This is a genomic window from Acetobacter sp. DmW_136, assembly GCF_008690365.1.
Classification (GTDB): Bacteria; Pseudomonadota; Alphaproteobacteria; order Acetobacterales; family Acetobacteraceae; genus Acetobacter; species Acetobacter oryzifermentans.
Genome location: NZ_VHON01000037.1, coordinates 70,422 through 87,380, shown reverse-complemented (window position 1 = coordinate 87,380; position 16,959 = coordinate 70,422). Strand labels below are relative to the sequence as shown.

General features: G+C 53.3%; 16 protein-coding genes, 1 tRNA gene and 1 pseudogene. 10 read left to right on the top strand and 8 right to left on the bottom strand.

All coding sequences use genetic code 11. From position 1 onward, the window contains the following. The first annotated feature begins 1 nt into the window (after nucleotide 1). Nucleotides 2-805, top strand: coding sequence for a hypothetical protein (locus tag FKW31_RS12430; protein ID WP_150178687.1), 804 nt, complete (start codon nucleotides 2-4; stop codon nucleotides 803-805). Nucleotides 806-872: 67 nt separating this feature from the next. Here the strand turns inward: FKW31_RS12430 and FKW31_RS12425 are convergent, their stop codons facing one another. Continuing rightward, nucleotides 873-1,061: a hypothetical protein gene (locus FKW31_RS12425; protein ID WP_003626200.1), complete on the bottom strand. Its 189-nt coding sequence runs from the start codon at nucleotides 1,059-1,061 to the stop codon at nucleotides 873-875. A 263-nt stretch (nucleotides 1,062-1,324) separates the two neighbouring features. Here FKW31_RS12425 and FKW31_RS12420 point away from each other — a divergent pair, with 263 nt between their 5' ends. Beyond that, nucleotides 1,325-1,504: a hypothetical protein gene (locus tag FKW31_RS12420; RefSeq protein ID WP_089178639.1), complete on the top strand. Its 180-nt coding sequence runs from the start codon at nucleotides 1,325-1,327 to the stop codon at nucleotides 1,502-1,504. Between the two features lie 114 nt (nucleotides 1,505-1,618). On the opposite strand, the gene FKW31_RS12415 is transcribed toward FKW31_RS12420, so the two are convergent. Then, nucleotides 1,619-2,017: a hypothetical protein gene (locus tag FKW31_RS12415; RefSeq protein WP_063353613.1), complete on the bottom strand. Its 399-nt coding sequence runs from the start codon at nucleotides 2,015-2,017 to the stop codon at nucleotides 1,619-1,621. A gap of 53 nt (nucleotides 2,018-2,070) precedes the next feature. Beyond that, complete coding sequence (locus tag FKW31_RS12410; RefSeq protein ID WP_006117031.1) at nucleotides 2,071-2,481, bottom strand: YggT family protein; 411 nt, start codon at nucleotides 2,479-2,481, stop codon at nucleotides 2,071-2,073. Between the two features lie 20 nt (nucleotides 2,482-2,501). Here FKW31_RS12410 and FKW31_RS12405 point away from each other — a divergent pair. Next, nucleotides 2,502-2,577: transfer RNA gene (locus FKW31_RS12405), tRNA-Ala, on the top strand. A 159-nt stretch (nucleotides 2,578-2,736) separates the two neighbouring features. On the opposite strand, the gene FKW31_RS12400 is transcribed toward FKW31_RS12405, so the two are convergent. Next, the gene (locus tag FKW31_RS12400) at nucleotides 2,737-3,372 is read right to left on the bottom strand and encodes a recombinase family protein (protein ID WP_006117030.1); all 636 of its coding nucleotides are present in this window, start codon (nucleotides 3,370-3,372) and stop codon (nucleotides 2,737-2,739) included. Between the two features lie 48 nt (nucleotides 3,373-3,420). On the opposite strand from FKW31_RS12400, the pseudogene FKW31_RS12395 reads away from it, so the two are divergent. Next, nucleotides 3,421-4,887: pseudogene (locus tag FKW31_RS12395) on the top strand (Hint domain-containing protein); the annotation flags it as partial. A 99-nt stretch (nucleotides 4,888-4,986) separates the two neighbouring features. Here FKW31_RS12395 and FKW31_RS12390 read toward each other — a convergent pair. Next, complete coding sequence (locus FKW31_RS12390) at nucleotides 4,987-5,229, bottom strand: hypothetical protein (protein WP_035351113.1); 243 nt, start codon at nucleotides 5,227-5,229, stop codon at nucleotides 4,987-4,989. A 201-nt stretch (nucleotides 5,230-5,430) separates the two neighbouring features. On the opposite strand from FKW31_RS12390, the gene FKW31_RS12385 reads away from it, so the two are divergent. Then, on the top strand, nucleotides 5,431-6,687 hold the full coding sequence (locus tag FKW31_RS12385) for an MFS transporter (RefSeq protein ID WP_238332826.1): 1,257 nt from the start codon (nucleotides 5,431-5,433) through the stop codon (nucleotides 6,685-6,687). Between the two features lie 81 nt (nucleotides 6,688-6,768). Here FKW31_RS12385 and FKW31_RS12380 read toward each other — a convergent pair whose 3' ends face one another. Then, on the bottom strand, nucleotides 6,769-8,448 hold the full coding sequence (locus tag FKW31_RS12380) for a Hint domain-containing protein (RefSeq protein ID WP_150178685.1): 1,680 nt from the start codon (nucleotides 8,446-8,448) through the stop codon (nucleotides 6,769-6,771). Nucleotides 8,449-8,771: 323 nt separating this feature from the next. Here FKW31_RS12380 and FKW31_RS12375 point away from each other — a divergent pair, with 323 nt between their 5' ends. Beyond that, nucleotides 8,772-8,999: a hypothetical protein gene (locus FKW31_RS12375; protein ID WP_063353573.1), complete on the top strand. Its 228-nt coding sequence runs from the start codon at nucleotides 8,772-8,774 to the stop codon at nucleotides 8,997-8,999. 14 nt (nucleotides 9,000-9,013) lie between these two features. Here the strand turns inward: FKW31_RS12375 and FKW31_RS12370 are convergent, their stop codons facing one another. Next, the gene (locus FKW31_RS12370; protein ID WP_150178684.1) at nucleotides 9,014-10,111 is read right to left on the bottom strand and encodes a class I SAM-dependent methyltransferase; all 1,098 of its coding nucleotides are present in this window, start codon (nucleotides 10,109-10,111) and stop codon (nucleotides 9,014-9,016) included. Between the two features lie 107 nt (nucleotides 10,112-10,218). On the opposite strand from FKW31_RS12370, the gene FKW31_RS12365 reads away from it, so the two are divergent. The 4 genes from FKW31_RS12365 to FKW31_RS12350 all read left to right on the top strand — a co-directional run bounded on the left by FKW31_RS12365 (nucleotide 10,219) and on the right by FKW31_RS12350 (nucleotide 15,360). Further along, nucleotides 10,219-11,295: a DUF563 domain-containing protein gene (locus tag FKW31_RS12365; RefSeq protein ID WP_150178683.1), complete on the top strand. Its 1,077-nt coding sequence runs from the start codon at nucleotides 10,219-10,221 to the stop codon at nucleotides 11,293-11,295. Between the two features lie 105 nt (nucleotides 11,296-11,400). Further along, nucleotides 11,401-11,862, top strand: coding sequence for a (2Fe-2S)-binding protein (locus tag FKW31_RS12360; RefSeq protein ID WP_006117022.1), 462 nt, complete (start codon nucleotides 11,401-11,403; stop codon nucleotides 11,860-11,862). After that, a complete protein-coding gene (locus FKW31_RS12355; protein WP_150178682.1) occupies nucleotides 11,859-14,051 on the top strand; it encodes a molybdopterin cofactor-binding domain-containing protein in 2,193 nt (730 codons plus the stop codon). The genes FKW31_RS12360 and FKW31_RS12355 overlap by 4 nt, the downstream gene beginning before the upstream one ends. Before the next feature lie 4 nt (nucleotides 14,052-14,055). After that, on the top strand, nucleotides 14,056-15,360 hold the full coding sequence (locus FKW31_RS12350) for a cytochrome c (RefSeq protein WP_150178681.1): 1,305 nt from the start codon (nucleotides 14,056-14,058) through the stop codon (nucleotides 15,358-15,360). 107 nt (nucleotides 15,361-15,467) lie between these two features. On the opposite strand, the gene aldA is transcribed toward FKW31_RS12350, so the two are convergent. Then, nucleotides 15,468-16,916, bottom strand: coding sequence for an aldehyde dehydrogenase (gene aldA, locus FKW31_RS12345; protein ID WP_063353568.1), 1,449 nt, complete (start codon nucleotides 16,914-16,916; stop codon nucleotides 15,468-15,470). Nucleotides 16,917-16,959 lie beyond the last annotated feature (43 nt).

The following is a 16,959-nucleotide window of genomic DNA, read 5'->3' as shown; positions in this document are numbered from 1 at the left end:
AATGACCGGTCTGCCCTTTCCTTCCCTGCCTATTTCTGCCTCTGCTGCTTCTCTGTTTTATCGTGCACGCGGGCTTGCCGCGCTGGTGCTGCTGCCCGCGCTGGCAGGCTGCGGATATATAGATAGCCGCACCGCCCATAAGGGCCAGTTAGCCGTGATTGGCATGACAAATGAGGATTTACAGGCCTGCGCGGGTATTCCCGACAAAACGCAAAAGATAGATGAACACACCACGGTTTATCAGTATGTGCGCTCGGTCAACATGCCTTCTACCAACGATTCCTCGCTGTTTCCGCTCCAGACATTTGTGAACATGACGCAAACCACCTTTGGCGGCGCGGGCAAAACCTGCGTGGCCAGCCTGCGGATGGTGGATGGCCGTGTGTATGACCTGCACTACAGCGGCGATAATGACCGCATGATTGGCACGGATGGCGCGTGCTCTACGGTTGTAAAAGGCTGCATTCGCTCCCCCGTGGCCTCCACCAACCGGTTCCATGACAGGTTGATTGGGTTTGGCCCGGTTTCGGCTTTTCATGAACCCAGCATAGAAGCCCAAAGGCGTGCGCTGCATTCGGTTTATGAACAGCCAGAACCGCAACGTATCCTCAACCCACGGCCAGATTCTGCTGGCGCGCCCTCCTCCGCCGCCACGCCCGCAGCGCAGGCAGGCACGGCAACACAGGCGGTTCCGGTTTCTCAAACGCTCACGGGCCCGCAGGCTGTGGCCGCCGCTTGGGCTGCCAAAGCGCAGGCTGCAACACCCGCTACGGGGGCGGCCCAAAACAGCAACGCCCAGCACTAAGGCCGGGCGCTTTATATATTATGTGGGCTGGGGGTATGTGCCCCGGCCCGGCATATGTTAAGGGCGTTCAGGCCTTGCCGCGTGCGCCTTCCTGCAACTGGGCTTCCAGCTTACGCAGGCGTTCACCCAGAGCTTTTGCGTGTTCTGGCCGATCCTTCAGCGCAATATCGTATTCCCGCTTTACCTGTTCCATTTCACGGCTAATATCTGTGGCGGATGGCAGGTGGTGGGTATGGTTTTCTGTTTTTTCAGACATAAAAATCTTATCCTTGGTTACATAAGCCTGCTGTAAACATTGGGGCCACCCCCGCAGCCTACAACCCGTACAAAAGCAGACCAGCATTACCCGCCACAACGCCATGCCCAGATAGCGGTTGACCACACGGGGCAAAAGAGTAAGTGTGACGCTGTTTTGATTTGGCATGATTCCGGCGGAATCTGCGGGGCTTGAGATGCATGGATATGGCACCGGCCCGGCAACCCTTTTACCGCCGGAACACTATATAAGGGGTTTTTGGGATGGGCATGTTTCTGTGCATTGCGCTGCTGGGCCTGGATCTGATGTTGTACTTCCTGGGCATGAACGTTGCAGCTATGGGTTCTGCTGTGGTGGCTTTTCTTGTTCCGGTTATCGTGATGTGCAGCTACAGCCTGACCCACATTGAAAAAGACCCGAACGCGTCTTCTTCTCACCACTAATGTGGGCTGGCGGGTTTTTACCTGCCATGCTGTAAAAAAGCCGCCGCAGCCTTATTTGGCCCGGCGGTTTTTTTGTGCCCACATGTGTGCGGTATGCGGTGTAAAGTGGTGGCCTTACTGCGCCGTGCGGGCCAGTTGCGCATGGGTAAAGGCGCAGGCCCCGTTATGATAGGGCGCGCAATTTTGCTCCTCGCTCCCTATCACGCCATGCGCCCCCATGCGGAAGGTGATGCGGCATGATTGGCCGTTATATTCCGGATCTGTTGTAACCACCCATGTTGTGCCGTGGCGGGCGGCTGCGCCCTCGGCTGATCCGGCGCAGGTATCCCCCACAACCGAAACTTCAGCAAAGGTTTCATCCCCCGTTTGCACCAGTTTAAGGGTGCCTTGGCCGCCTGCCATGCTGCCGGTGTACATTTGGGCGGATGTAGCGGGCGGTGTATCCTGCGCCAGCGCGGGTGTGGCGGCTATGGTGGCGCAAAACAGGCCCAATGTGCGAAAAAGATGCGGCATGGCGGTTGCTCCGTTTTTAACAAACCGGGCTAACGCCAGCCACCGTGCGCGTTTTAATGAGACATCAGCGCACGAAACAGGCTGACAAGCCCCGGCTGTAGCACATACTGGATAATCAGCAGCACCACCATTGGGCTAAAGTCCATGCCGCCCGGCATTGGCAGCATACGCCGCACGGGGGCCAGCACGGGTTCTGTTATCCGTTCCAGAAACACGCCTATTTTCCAGACAATCTGGTTGCGGCTATCCAGAATGCCAAAGGCATACAGGTTTACAAAAATACAGGCTGCCAGAAGCACCCAGCTATACAGTTCCAAAAGCCGCATCAACAGCATGAAAACGAAAAACACGAACGCCAAATCCTGCCTTGCTAAAAAACCGAACACACCCTTATGGCATGCCCGCATGTCTGCCATCAGACACCTACAATACAGCTTGACAGCGAATTGGTAAGCCCTATACACCCAAAAATCACGGAACAGGCGGGGCTGTAGCTCAGATGGGAGAGCGCCTCGTTCGCAATGAGGAGGTCAGGGGTTCGATTCCCCTCAGCTCCACCACCCTCCTGTTCAAGCCCTCAACAGGCTGCTGCTTCTGCCATGTGCCATGTAGCAGCTTTGCGCAAATTATGCTTGGGCATTTTTGGACGAGAAAAGTGCGCAAAAGCCTCCATAGAGAGCAGGCTGTTTCTGAGTTACAACGCATATAATAAAAATAGACTATTGAACCATAAGCTTTTTTGTTTTTCGGCTTCTATGGCTATCTGCTCCTGTAATAATTCTGGAGACAGTTGTTGAGCTAATTCCAAAAACATCTGCAATTTTCTTTAATGTTTGACCGTTCTTTCGATATTGAATGATTTCCTTTCGCTGTGCAGGAGTAATTTTGGCAGGCCGCCCCATTTTTTTGCCCTGCGCAATGGCTCTTGCGCGCCCTTCGGATGTACGATTGCGAATAAGATCGCGCTCCACGTCTGCCAAACCACCTAAAACCGCAAGCATCAGACGGCCTGTGCTCGTATTTGTATCCGTCCATGGCTCTGCCAAAGAGTAAAACTGAGAATTTTTTTCAGTTATTACTTTTACAATAGAAAAAAGGTCAAATGTGCTACGTGCCAGCCTATCCAAACGCGTTACCACAACTATTTGGCCCTCCTTCAGATTGTTGAGTAATTTGTGTAATTCTTTTCGTGCAGCATCTGCGCCGCTAGCTTTTTCACGATAGATACGGTGACATCCGTATTCTTTTAAAGTTTTTATCTGAATATCTAAAGTTTGGCCCACTGTACTTACACGAGCGTAACCAATTTTATCACACGATTTTGATGAACTCATAACATCATAAACGACAGACATTTTTCAAAAGTTTCTTGCTAAAATCTTGAATATGGCGGAACACTTAATACCGGTTCTGCATTAGCTAGCGTTTTAGAAGGCTCAACTGTTAATTTTGGAACAGGTGGCGGCACTGTTATTATCAACGGTGGCGGAACGCTTATCAGTCTTCTTTCGTCTGGTTCAGTAAACGCAACAACTTTCCAAAATTACGATCCTTCCAAGGATACGATCGAACTCCAGAATACAACAAGCACGATTGCATCTTACACCATCGAAAATGGTGGTTTATTTGGAACGAGTAGTTCAGAAAAAATTGTTACACTTAAAGATGCAAATAGCAATGTAATTGGGCAGTTTGCTGTTTCTCCTGCATCAGGTGTTACACTTAACAACGGTGCTTACATTGTTAATGCCTCAACCAATGATACAAACCCCCTGAAAATCACTGTATCTGATGGCAACACCTACATTGGTGCCTGCTTTCTTGCTGGCAGCATGATCAGCACGCCAAAAGGTGATGTAGCTGTAGAAGACATTCAGATTGGTGATGAAGTTGTAACCTTTGATTGGCGCAACAACAAGCATGTCACGCGTTCGGTTGTGTGGGTCGGCAAAGCACACGTTAATGTTCGCTCCGGCCTTCCTGATGATGAGGCTGGCTGGCCTGTGCGTATTCTAAAAGATGCCGTTGCAGATGGCGTGCCCTACAAGGATATGCTGATTACATCTGAACATTGCTTATTCTTTAAAGGCCACTTTGTGCCTGCGCGTATGCTGGTAAATGGTGTGTCTATTTTCTATGACAAATCCATTAGCTCCTATAATTACTACCATGTAGAAACGGAACAGCATTCCGTTATCACCGCAGACGGTATGCTGACAGAAAGCTATCTGGATACCGGAAACCGCTCCACCTTCCGGCAGGAAGGTAAAGTTGTCACACTGCATGGCATTGCCAAAAGTTGGGAAGACGATGCAGGCGCACCACTATGTGTGGGTCGCGCTTTTGTTGAACCTCTGTTTCGCGCACTTGAATGGCGTGAAAATCATGTTGTTGGCTGCCCGCCATCTGTAGAAAAAATTGCAACAACCCATGATCCAGATCTGCACCTGATGACGCAAACAGGTGCTACCATTCGCCCAATGCGGCATAACGGCCAGCAATACAGCTTTATGCTGCCACCTGATACAAAATCCGTGCGCATTATCTCCCGCGCCAGCCGCCCAGCAGATGCCATCGGCCCGTTTGTGGATGATCGCCGTTACATGGGTGTAGCTGTTGCTGATATACGTTTGCTTTGCGCCAAAAAATCATATGGCATTACAGCCCACCTTCAGAATAAAAAACCAGAAGGCTGGCACGCTACAGAGTGGACAGATTGCGCCTGGACAACGGGAAATGCGGAATTGCCACTTGGAGACCATCTCACACACGGGAAAATGGGCATTCTTTCCCTGAGCATTCGTGCTGCCGGGCCTTATCTTGCCCAAACACAGCACACAGCACAGTTGAAAAAAGCACACTCCGCTTAACGGTTTTAAACAGGCTCTATCTTTGCGGGTAGAGCCTGTTTGTACAATTAAAGCCCATCCGTTGCTTTTAAAAACGGCTGCACCAATATCTCTATGCTCTTACTGTAGGTGAGAAGCCGCGGGAGAGTGCTCTTTTACAATCTGGAGTGCTTCTGCCATTCCCGGAATTTCCACGCTGCCTGCACAAACTTTTTCCAGAGCTTCGCGCAGGTTTTGTAAACTCTGCGGGGGCAACCCGCTTACGGCAAGTTTCAAAACATCTTTCAGCCCTTCAACCTGCATATAAAGCTTTTGCGGGTCTAATTCGGTGCCTGTTAGCATACGGGCTTCATCATCAGTCATCTCAACCATCCTACTGTGTCTTTTTTCCTGCCGCATCATGAACGCAGATAGCTGCGGTATCAATGCAAAGGCTTACATCAATTTCCGCACAGGCGTGTGTATGTTAAGCGTTAAGTATTTCTGAAAATTGTGTTGCCTCTTGCCAGCAGATAATGCCAGACCAGATAAGCGTTGCCACTGTATAAAATGAAAAATGTATATATGAATTTTACGCCCCCAACACATAAGCCCACAACTTCAATCCAGACACCCTATATTATTGCTTGGTTTTTGTGTTTGGTGTTTTACCTGCTGCAATACTCCACGCGCTCTGCCCCCAGCGTTATGGTGAACGAGCTTGTCTCCTCCTTTGGGCTTACAACGGTTGGGTTGGGGTCTTTGCTTGGGCTGTATTATTACACCTATTCCTTCTGCTCCATTATTTCAGGCGCTGCGGTAGATCGGTGGGGGGGCAAATATACCATTTCGTTTGGTGCGCTGGTGCTGGCAATTGGCACCTGCCTGTTTGGTTGGGGGGATGAGTGGATGGCAAGCCTTGGCCGCCTTATGCAGGGTGCGGGCTCGGCTTTTGCATTTGTGGGCGCGGTTTATCTGGCTGCACGGGGGTTTCCCAAAAAGTATCTGGCCACGGCTGTAGGGGCAACGCAATGCGCAGGCATGCTGGGCGGCGCCATGGGGCAATCTACCGTGGCATGGTTGATTCATGGCGTTATCAACTGGCATTTTTACTGGATTGATACCGGGCTGCTGATTGCCCTGATAGCCGTTTTTTTGTTTGTAATGACCCCGCAGGAAAAAAAGGCAAACACCGCACACGTGGGCAAAGCATCTGCTTCCATGTTTGCACCGTATAAAAGCGTGCTCAGCAACCCACAATCTTATCTGTGCGGGCTGTGTGCGGGGCTGCTGTTTTTACCCACCACCGTAGGCAGCATGACATGGGGCATTACGTTTTTAACCCAAAGCTGGCACGTTGGTTACCACGAGGCCGTTATGCGGGCCGCCATGGTGCCTGTGGGCTGGATGTTTGGCTGCCCTGCCCTTGGGTATTTAACAGATAAGATCGGGCGCAGAAAACCCGTATTGCTGGGCGGCATTATTGTTATGGCGCTTACGGTTGCAGCCATTATTTATCTGCCGGGCAATACGTTTCCGCCTTATGTGCTGGCTTTGCTGCTGGGCTTTTCTTCCGGCGCGGCCATGATCCCCTATACCATCATCAAGGAAGCCAATGCTGATGATGTAAAAGGCAGCGCCACAGGGGCTATTAACTTTTTGGTATTTGTTATGAGCGCCATTGTCTCTCCGCTGTTTGCAATGTTTCTGCAACATCTGGGGCATGGGCGACCACTCAGCGGGGCGGATTTTACAAAAGGCTTTAGCTTTGGCCTAGCCGGTATTGTGCTGGCAGGCGCACTTACTTTTCTCCTGCGTGAAACCGGGCAGAAAAAGCAGTAAACTGCGGGCTTTCCTTACCATATGCAAAAGGCCCTACCCTTTTCAGGTAGAGCCTTTTGCACACATTCAGAACTGATAAAATCAAGCCGAACGCAGGTTTAATTCAGCAACTTCCTGATCTTCAACAAGATATGGCCCAGCCGCCCGAATGGTCATGGTAAGAATGCCCATTTTGCCGTTGGTCAGATAGTTCCCCAAGGGCAGCACGGCATCACCATTAGTCCATGTGCAATCTGTCCAATCTGTAGCGTGCCAGCCAGCGGGTTTTTCGGCCTGAAGATGTGCCGTGATGTTATGTGCCTTTGTGGCGCAGAAAAGGCGCACATCTGCCACGGCCACACCCATATAGCGCCGATCATCCACAAACGGGCCAATCACATCTGCTGGCCGGCTTGCGCGGGAAACCACACGCACAAACTGCGTGCCAGAAGGCAGCATAAAGCTGTACTGCTGGGTTTCCTTGCGCAGGGGCCGCACAATAGCGCCGGTGTTTGTAACCAGATACAGGTCTGGATCTACCGTTGTTTCTGCTTTTTTAGCCTGCGCAATATGGCCCGCAATATCATGCGCACGTGTATTTAGAACATGGAACAGGGGTTCAACAAAGGCACGTTCTACCGCCAGAGGGGCGCCTGCATCATGCGCCCAGCTTTTGGCCTTGCCACGCAGCGCAGCAACCTTGCCAAGCTGGCGGAAGGTGGCACGGTTGCCGGTATCCAGATAGCTTTCTGTCTGCACGCCATCGGCAGTAATAACGGCGTGCTGCGCTGTTTCGATATGATAGTAATCGTAAGAGGTAATGGATTTATCATAAAAAATGGATACGCCATTCACCAGCATACGGGCCGGTACAAACTTGCCATCAAAAAACAGGCAATGTTCGGCCGTAATCAGCATATCCTTGTAAGGCACGCCGGGGGCAATGGCGTTTTCAAGAACACGCACGGGCCAGCCTGCTTCATCATCCGCAAGATCAGCCTGCACATGCGCATGGGCTTTACCGGCCCACACAACCGGGCATGCCACATCTTTGTTCTGCTGCCAGTCAAAAGTTACAACGTCATCACCAAGCTGGATATCTTCCACCGCCTTTTCACCTTCGGGCGTGCGGATCATGCTGCCTGCCAAAAAGCAGGTAACGGTTACGCTGTCTCCGTTAAAGGAGTAATCGTCCTTGCTATACCCATCAGCAAAGGTCACGTTCGCCAGAACTGTTCCGTCCTGATCCACAATTTTGTTACCATTGCCGCTCCAGCTTAGGCTTGTGGTTTCACCATTGGAAAACACAATCTGATCGCGCGGAGACAGGTTGTTAATTGTAAGCGTTCCGCTGGACGCATAATTGCTAACAATTAACGTATTATACCCGCTGGAATCTGAGGAAGAGGCTCCGAAAGTAACAGGCGCCTTCAACGTGCCAACAGACAGGGTGCCACCGTTTGCAATGGTAACGGTGTTTCCTGTCAGGGTGCCATTTACTGCAAAGTTGGTCGATTCAACAGTGAAGGAAGAGGCGTCGTTCGTAACCGTATTGTTGATAGAAAGGTAACCATCACCGGTGAACGTAACATTCCCTTTAATGGTCATGGTGGGGGAATGGAAGTTGGAATTTGCCGTATCACCTTCAGTCCAGCCACCGTAATTATGCGCTACAACGTTAACTGTAATTGGAGATGATGTTCCATCTAAAATAACATCGTCACCATCATAAGTAGTGGGAACGCCCCAATCCCCACTTGTATTTACAGTTAGTGTTGTCATGCTCTTAATCCCTCACGTTATTCTGATTTTGTATATGCAGTCTGGGAATCCGTTTAATATTTTTCTAACGTAAGCTCAATCAAAACGTTAATCTATTTAGAACAAATTAACTATGTTGAAAAATATCTTTCCTTTTTGAGAGAGAATGATTATCATCTAGGGTTAAATTTTGTGCTGTATATCGGCTATTCGCACCAGCCATCGCTTAAAAATGCTATTTGCCCGATTCTGTCTCTCATACTTGGTATGGTGGGGCATAAAATGGGCTGTGCGCTACACATTGGTGCAAGCGCTTTTGCCCAGCACCAGCATAAGGATCACACATGATAAATGCGCCTGCCCCCACGCCAGAAGAAGACTGGACAGAGGAAAACCCAATAGACGCAGATATTGATGCACGCGTTGCGCAGGTTAATCAGGCAGCCGGGTTGCCGCCAGAACGCCCCTCACGCTTTGGGGCGTTTGTAACAATCGTGCTGCCGGTGCTGATAACTGGCGCCTTGATGTTTATCATCTGCTGGCTGTATTTTTTCCCGCTTTTTTTCCGTTAATCGGGCTGCGGCCTTTATTTGCGCCGCAGGCCAACCACCTTACGCAGCGGGGCTGTAAGCTTCCATGATGAGGAAGCCCGCATGATCTCAACATCCCGCCGGGCCTGCTGCACTTCCTGCGCCAGATGTTCTTCGCGCAGGCTGCCATAAAACTGCGGGCCCTGCTTTTTAACCCCTTCCAGCGTAGAGCCCGCGCAAATCACCTTTTTGGTTTCGGGGCTTAATTCCGTGCAAAAAGGTTGCTGCATCATGTCTGGAATGGGGGCAGACAAAAAGTCATCCACCCGCATGTTGCCAAACTGGGCCTTGGCATGTTCTGGCAGGCCGTTCTTCCAATCCTCCATCATCCAGCGCAGGGCATGCACAGGGTGGAAATGGTCTTCTACAACGCAATACTGGATATCACACCATTTTTCAAAAAGGCTGATATTTCCTTCAGGCGTGGCGTTAAAGTAATGCGATGGATAACCATGCACAGGCTGCAAGAACGGATAATCTATGCGCACAATGCCGCCGGGTTTGAGCACGCGGCAGATTTCCGCTGCTACTTCCCACGGGCGTTTGGTGTGTTCCAGCGTGGCGGCACAGAGCACAAAATCAAACTGAGCATCGGCAAAAGGTAGGTTTTCCCCCACACACACCACATCCGTGCTGAGTGCGGGAAACACATCCACATTCACCATCTGCTCGGTTACGGTATCGCGCAGCCCGGCCCCTACATCCAAAAACATCCAATCCGGATGCTGCTTTTGCAGGCCCGCAATATAGCCGCCGTAATTATGGGCGGAAATGGGCGGAAAAGGCGGAATATGAAATTCCTGCTTTATAGCATCTGTCATATAATTGGCGGGCTGGCCGTAGGTGCGCGGTGTTACGGGGTTCTGGCGGAAGGCAATGCGCTCCAGCTTGCGTTCGCGCATGGCGGCCACCAAATCCTGATTGGCAGCCTGCATACGCCCTTCGTGCTGGCCATGCTGGGCATAATGCTGGGGGGCAGAAAGCCCGCACGTGGCCACATCCGGGTTGGCTTGCCAGTAAGCCAGATCATCCGCCGGGGTTTTAAAAACTGGTGTTCTGATAACCGGCACTTCGTTATAGGAACCGTCTTGCATCCGCTCTACCTTGCATACTGTGCGCGCCAAAGTTCCGCCCTATTGCCTGAACCCAAGCCCCACCCTTATACTTGGCACACCCTTGCAAAACGCTAAAGCCCCCTGCCATGTCTGTGCTTCTTTCTACCTTTCCGTGTGTGTTTCAGGCCTCTGGAGGCCGGGGGTTAATTGAAACCTCATCTCGCATGGGCGGAAACTTTGCCTTTGGCGGCACGCTGCCCGATGGCACCCACAGCCTGCTAACAGACTGGCACACAGATACCCCCCCCATATACCGCTACAGTTTTGGCCCCGCAGTGTTTGACCCCGCCTTGGCCCTGTTTGCATGGGAAGGCCGCCCCTTGCATGATACAGTTTATACCCAAGGCCCGGACGCGCTCAGGCGCTGGCATGCGGCTCCGGCCAACACACCTGTAGAACAGCACAATTGCACCGCATGGGCAGGGTTTGACCACTGGAACACCAATTACTACCACTGGGTAGCGCATACGGTTCCGGCTCTTTACTATTTTCTTAAACACGCTGGGCAGAACGATGTGTTTTTGCTGCCCCCCCTTACCCCATGGCAGGAGCAATTTGTAACATTGGCGGGGCTGGCGCCCGAACGGCGGCTGATAACCCGGCACGGCACACGCTATGCCTTTGCGCGCGTGGTTTATACAGATTTTGTGCGCGGCAAAACCGATTTTACAGCATCCCAAACAGCACTTGCCGCCTATGCGGCGTTACGCCGGGCCGCCAGCACCACACCCAAACGCGGGCGCTATCTGTTTTTGGAACGCGGCGAAGCCACAAACCGCCGCATGCCTAACGAGGCCGCGTTGGCCGAAGCTTTATCCACGCTCGGCTTTGCCCGTGTACGCCCCGAACGCCTGCCCGTAACCCAGCAAATAAACCTGTTTGCACAAGCCGATATGGTGGTGGGCTTTTTAGGCGCGGGCCTTGCCAATGTGGCATGGTGCCAGCCCGGCACGCTGGTGTACGAACTGGTGCCCAGCCACCACCTTAACCCGTGTTTTCTGGCCATGTGTATTCAGGGTGGTTTGCAGTATTGGGCAGACAAGGTGGAAACCGGCGTTGCGCATGAAGACCACTACACACCCGCAAACCTGCCTCTGCCTGTAGGCAAGATTGTCAGCCACGCACAAACGCTGCTGCACTTCCGGCAAAAACAGACTGGGTGAATATCCACGTCTGTATTCTTGCATATATAATAAAGAGGATTCCGTTTCGTTCCCGCTCCGAAAGTGTTAGGCTGGTCTTTCCCCCGCCAACTACAGGAGCCCCCTATGCCAACCCTTGTGATAAACGGCCAGCCGCACAGCGTGGATGTTGATGCCGATACGCCGTTGCTCTGGGTTTTGCGCGATATTCTGGGCTTAAATGCCGCCAAGTTTGGCTGCGGCATTGCCCAGTGTGGGGCCTGCACCGTGTATGTAGATGGCAAGGCCGTACGCGCATGCAACCTACCCGTTGGGCTGGTGGGAGAGCGCGCCATTACCACCCCGGAAGGTCTGGACATGGCAGACCCGATTGTGCGGGCCATCAAATCTGCGTGGATAGCGTTGGATGTGGTGCAGTGCGGATACTGCCAGCCGGGGCAGGTTATGGCCGCCGTAGCCCTGCTACGCACCACCCCCAACCCCACGGATGAACAGATAGACAGCGCCATGTCTGGCAATATGTGCCGCTGTGGCACGTATATGCGTATTCGCGCAGCCATTCACCACGCAGCGGGAGAACTGGCATGAGCACACATTCCCCCTCATCCACCGCGCGGCTCCAAACAGGCCGCAGGCGCGTGCTGCAAGCGGGCGGCGCATTGTTGCTGGCCACACTGTGGCCCATGCCTCGTGGGCGGGCAGCTCAGGCCACGCAGGCAGGCACCGGCATGCTGGTAGAAGATGTTGCCACCCCTTTTGCTCCCAACGCGTTTATCCGTATTGCCGCAGATAATACCATTACCCTTATTTTACCAAATATCGAGATGGGGCAAGGTATTTACACATCCTCCGTTATGCTGATGGCGGAAGAACTGGGGATAGATCCGTTTGCCGTGCAAATAGAGGCCGCGCCCCCCGGTGGCGGGGCGGAAATTACCGGCGGTTCTACCTCTACCATGACAGAATGGTTGCCGTTGCGCCAAGCCGGTGCGGCAGCACGCGCTATGCTGGTGCAGGCCGCAGCCACACGCTGGGGCGTTGCGCCAGAAAGCTGCACAACCGCCAATGGGGCCGTTATGCACCCGCCTTCTGGCCGCACCGTGCCATTTGGCGATGTGGCCGAAAATGCCGCCAAATTGCCTGTGCCCAAAGAACCAAAACTCAAAGATGCTGGCAATTACACACTTATTGGCCGCAAACATCATCGGTTGGATAGCCAGATCAAGGTAGATGGCGCAGCCCGCTTTGGCATGGATGTGCAGGTGCCGGGCATGAAAATTGGCACCGTGGCCGCCTGCCCCGTGCAAGGCGGCACCATGCGCAGCATGAACCGTAATGCCGCATTGGCCGTAAACGGCGTGCAAGCCGTGCTGGTAACGGATAATAAAGATACCGTATGCGTGGTCGCCAACCATTACTGGGCGGCCCGCAAAGGGTTAAAGGCCCTGAACCTGAAATGGGATTTTGGAAAAAATGCAGACATTACCACCCAAACCATTTATGATGATCTGCACGCAGGGCTAAACGGCCCGGCCATTGTGGCCAACGCCAAGGCAGATGCGCCGGGTATTATTGGCCAATCCGGCACCACCTATACGGCCACTTATCAGCAGCCCCTATTGGCGCATTCCCCTATGGAACCCATAAACTGCACCGCCCATGTGCGGCCAGATGGGTGCGATATATGGGCAGGCACACAGGTAGCCGAACGTGCGCGAGATACGGCAGCCGAAATAACCGGCCTGCCCGCCAGCAAAATTACAGTGCACAGCCAGTATATTGGTGGCGGCTTTGGCCGCAGGCTGGAGCACGAATACGTAACCCAGTGCGTGCAGTTTGCAAAACAGGTGCCCTACCCGCTGAAAATTATCTGGAGCAGGGAAGAAGATATTACCAAAGATAGGTATCGCCCAGCTTATGTAGATAAACTCACCGCCGCGCTGGATGAAAAAGGGCATATCACCGCACTGCAACATCGCATTGTTGGCCCGGCAGTTGTGGCGCGGTGGGACCCGCCAGAACTCACAAAGGATGGGTATGATGATGACCTCTCCCTTGCCACGGTGGTTACGCCCTACACCTACCCCGCGTATCGGCTGGAATTTGCCCGGCGCGAGGCCCCCGGCATTACCACCGCATGGTGGCGCGGTGTAGGTGGCACACGCGGCCTGTTTGTGGTGGAAGGATTTATAGATGAGCTGGCCGCCCGCGCGGGGGCAGATCCGGTAGCTTATCGGCGCGCCATGGTGCAAAACAACCCACGTGCGCTGGCTGTGCTGGAACGCGCCGCCGCAGATGCAGGCTGGAGCACGCCTGTACCCAAAGGCCGGGCACGCGGTGTGGCCTTGCAGTTTGCTTTTGGATCTTACATGGCCAGCATTGCAGAAATTGAAATGCCCAGCCCGGATGAAGTGATTATCCACCGCGTAACTGCTGCGGTAGATTGCGGGCAGGTTATCAACCCAGACCAAGTGATTGCACAAATAGAGGGTGGCCTGATTTTTGGCTTTTCCGCCGCCCTGTATAATGAGATCACGCTGGAAAACGGGCGTGTGCAGCAGCAAAACTTCAACACATGGCGCGTAATGCGCATGAACGAAGCCCCGCGCCGCATTGATGTGGTGGTAATGCCCAGCAAGGAAAACCCCGGCGGTATTGGTGAGGTTGGCACAGCCGCAGCCGCCCCGCTTCTGGCTAACGCCATGGCCGCCGCACGGGGGCAGCGTTACCGCACCCTGCCCCTGCTTTCTGCCCGCAACATGGAAGGGAAAGAGTAAGACCATGAAACATGATTTTTCTTTTCCATCCGTTAAGCGTGTTTCCTTTTCTGCCAAAGGTGCTGCGGCAACTGTGTTGCTGGCAACCTTATGCCTGCCCACACATGCTGCCCATGCCAGTGCTGCCGAGGAGGGCACACCCGGCAGCACGCCCGTAGAACGCGGGCAGTACCTTACCCGCGCATCGGATTGCGAGGTCTGCCACACGGCCCCCGGCGGTATGCCGTATGCTGGCGGACGGGCGTTCAAGTTACCGGGCATGGGAGTGGTATATTCCACCAACATTACAGCAGATAAGCAGCACGGCGTGGGCGCGTGGAGCGATGCGGAATTTGTTGCTGCCGTAAAGCAGGGTGTTTCCCCCGGCGGCAAGCACCTTTACCCCGCCATGCCCTACCCCGCCTATGCGCGCCTGAGTGATCAGGATGTGCGAGATATTCGGGCTTATATGGCCACATTGCCCACATCTGCCAGCACCCCGCCAGAAAACAAGCTGCGTTTTCCTTTTTCCATACGCAGTTTGATGATTTTCTGGAACATCGTGAACGGCCCGGCCTCTGCCTACCCAGATGACACCACAAAATCTGCCCAGTGGAACCGTGGCCGCTGGCTGGTGGAAGGCGCAGGCCATTGCGCAGATTGCCACAGCCCACGCACGCTCACCTTTGGGCTTTCCACCAGCAAGGCACTTGGCGGCAATATGCTAAATGGCTGGCGCATCTATAACATCTCGTCCGATACCAAAACCGGTATTGGCGGCTGGACAGATGCCGAACTGGCGCAATACCTTTCCACCGGCCATGCAGATGGCCACGGCACGGCATCTGGTGATATGGCAGATGTTATTGGCCACAGCCTGCGTTACCTTACCCCTGCGGATATTCAGGCTATGGTAGCGTATCTGCGCAGCACAAAACCTGTTAGCACACCGCAGGATTCTGTAACCTTCCGCAAAACAGCCAGTGGTGATGCCAGCCTGCCGCAAAACAGCCGTGGCGCACGGCTTTATGCCGCGGCCTGTGCGGGCTGCCATCTGCCAGATGGCACAGGGCGGCAAAGCAGCTTTGCCAGCATTGCGGGTGGCAGGTCACTGGGGGCGGATAATGGCCGTAACCTGATACAGGTTTTGGTAAATGGCACCGGCCTGCAAACGGCAACGGGCGTGCAGATTATGCCGCACTTTACGGGAGGCGGTTTAAGCAACCGTGATCTTGCAGATATGACCGCGTTTGTAATGACACACTTTACCACAGCCCAACCGCATGATCTGGAAAAACAGATTGAACAGACCATAAAAGATCGGGACTAAATCTTTCCTGAAAACAAAAAAACCGTGCCGGGTGCGCTCTGCCCCGGCACGGTTTTTTATATCCGCCACGCCACACATAAAACCTATGGCATGGCGCGTATTGGATATTACGCGTTGAGATAAATGGTTTTGGTGCGCACATAGGCTTCCAGCCCGTGCTGACCGTCCTCACCCCCTAATCCGCTTTCACGATAGCCGTGGTGGAAGCCCTGCGGTTCTTCACCCGATCCACGGTTGACGTAAATTTCCCCAAAGTCCAGTTCCCGGCCCATACGCAGGATACGGGAAAGATCATTGGTGAACAGGTAGGCAGAAAGCCCATAGCGGCTATCATTGGCGCGGGTTAGGGCCTCATCAAAATCCTTCACCTTGATAAGGGAGAACACGGGGCCAAATACCTCGTCCTGCACAATGTCCATATCCGGGGTAATGTCTGTGAGCAATGTGGGAGCGTAAAAAGTGCCTTTATCAAACAGGCCGCCAGTAAGACGCTTGCCGCCCAGTGCCAATTTTGCCCCCTGTGATATGGCTTTTTGCACAATGCCATCCACTTTTTCCAGCTCGGTTTCATTCACCTTGGGGCCCATATCTGTGGCATCATCCATCGGGTCCCCCACTTTCAGGCTGGCGATACGATCCTTCAGCGCTATGGTAAAACGATCATAGACATCTTCCTGCACGTAAGTACGTTCGTTGGCTGTGCACACCTGCCCGCCGTTAAAGAAACGTGCCGTAACGGCAGCTTCCACTGCTGCGGGAATATCTGCATCTTCCATGACAATAAAAGGCGCTTTACCGCCCAGCTCCAGCCGAACTTCCTTAAGGTGCTCGGCTGCGGCTGCCATAATCTTCTTACCTGCGGGGGTAGAGCCTGTCATGGTAATCAGCGGTGTATCCTTATGTGCCACCAGTGGCACACCCACGCCTTGGCCGCTGCCTGTCACCACATTAACTACACCTGCGGGAATACCTGCTTCCTGCACCAGTTCAGCCAGCGCCAAGCCAGAAAGCGGTGTGCCATCAGCGGGTTTAAGAACAATGGTGTTGCCTGCCGCCAGAGCCGGTGCAATTTTACGCGCACACAAAGCCAGCGGGAAGTTCCATGCTGCTATAGCCCCCACCACACCATGCGGCACGCGGTCGATCAGGATTTTTTCACCTTCACGTTCACCGGGTATAATTTCCCCCTGAAGCCTGCGGGCATTTTCCGCCGCAAAACGCAGCAGCCCTGCGGCAAAATCTACCTCGGCGCGGGCTTCCTTAATGGGTTTACCCATTTCTGAGGTAATAATGGTGGCCAGGCGTTCCTTATCGCGCTCTACAAGGTTTTTAAGGGCGTAAAGATAATCGGCACGCTGGCTGGCAGGTTTACTGCTCCAACCTTTAAACGCAGCCTTTGCGGCGGCCACAGCTTTTTCAACATCCTGTGGGTTGCCTTCTGCGGCCTGCCCAACTTCCTCCCCCGTAGCGGGGCTTTTAATGGGCGTATATTTGCCAGATGTGGGTTTTACCCATTCATTATTGATAAACAGATCCTGCTGTTTGACATCAGCCATGAGATGTTCTCCTTTTTTATGAAATGCTGTTTACAGTATGACG

Excerpts from the sequence above, each read along its gene's own strand:
- FKW31_RS12425 (WP_003626200.1), bottom strand. The coding sequence starts at position 1,061 with ATGTCTGAAAAAACAGAAAACCATACCCACCACCTGCCATCCGCCACA.
- FKW31_RS12355 (WP_150178682.1), top strand. The coding sequence starts at position 11,859 with ATGAGCACACATTCCCCCTCATCCACCGCGCGGCTCCAAACAGGCCGC.
- FKW31_RS12390 (WP_035351113.1), bottom strand. The coding sequence starts at position 5,229 with ATGACTGATGATGAAGCCCGTATGCTAACAGGCACCGAATTAGACCCG.
- FKW31_RS12370 (WP_150178684.1), bottom strand. The coding sequence starts at position 10,111 with ATGCAAGACGGTTCCTATAACGAAGTGCCGGTTATCAGAACACCAGTT.
- FKW31_RS12375 (WP_063353573.1), top strand. The coding sequence starts at position 8,772 with ATGATAAATGCGCCTGCCCCCACGCCAGAAGAAGACTGGACAGAGGAA.
- FKW31_RS12360 (WP_006117022.1), top strand. The coding sequence starts at position 11,401 with ATGCCAACCCTTGTGATAAACGGCCAGCCGCACAGCGTGGATGTTGAT.
- FKW31_RS12380 (WP_150178685.1), bottom strand. The coding sequence starts at position 8,448 with ATGACAACACTAACTGTAAATACAAGTGGGGATTGGGGCGTTCCCACT.
- FKW31_RS12415 (WP_063353613.1), bottom strand. The coding sequence starts at position 2,017 with ATGCCGCATCTTTTTCGCACATTGGGCCTGTTTTGCGCCACCATAGCC.
- aldA (WP_063353568.1), bottom strand. The coding sequence starts at position 16,916 with ATGGCTGATGTCAAACAGCAGGATCTGTTTATCAATAATGAATGGGTA.
- FKW31_RS12350 (WP_150178681.1), top strand. The coding sequence starts at position 14,056 with ATGAAACATGATTTTTCTTTTCCATCCGTTAAGCGTGTTTCCTTTTCT.
- FKW31_RS12420 (WP_089178639.1), top strand. The coding sequence starts at position 1,325 with ATGGGCATGTTTCTGTGCATTGCGCTGCTGGGCCTGGATCTGATGTTG.
- FKW31_RS12430 (WP_150178687.1), top strand. The coding sequence starts at position 2 with ATGACCGGTCTGCCCTTTCCTTCCCTGCCTATTTCTGCCTCTGCTGCT.
- FKW31_RS12365 (WP_150178683.1), top strand. The coding sequence starts at position 10,219 with ATGTCTGTGCTTCTTTCTACCTTTCCGTGTGTGTTTCAGGCCTCTGGA.
- FKW31_RS12385 (WP_238332826.1), top strand. The coding sequence starts at position 5,431 with ATGAATTTTACGCCCCCAACACATAAGCCCACAACTTCAATCCAGACA.
- FKW31_RS12400 (WP_006117030.1), bottom strand. The coding sequence starts at position 3,372 with ATGTCTGTCGTTTATGATGTTATGAGTTCATCAAAATCGTGTGATAAA.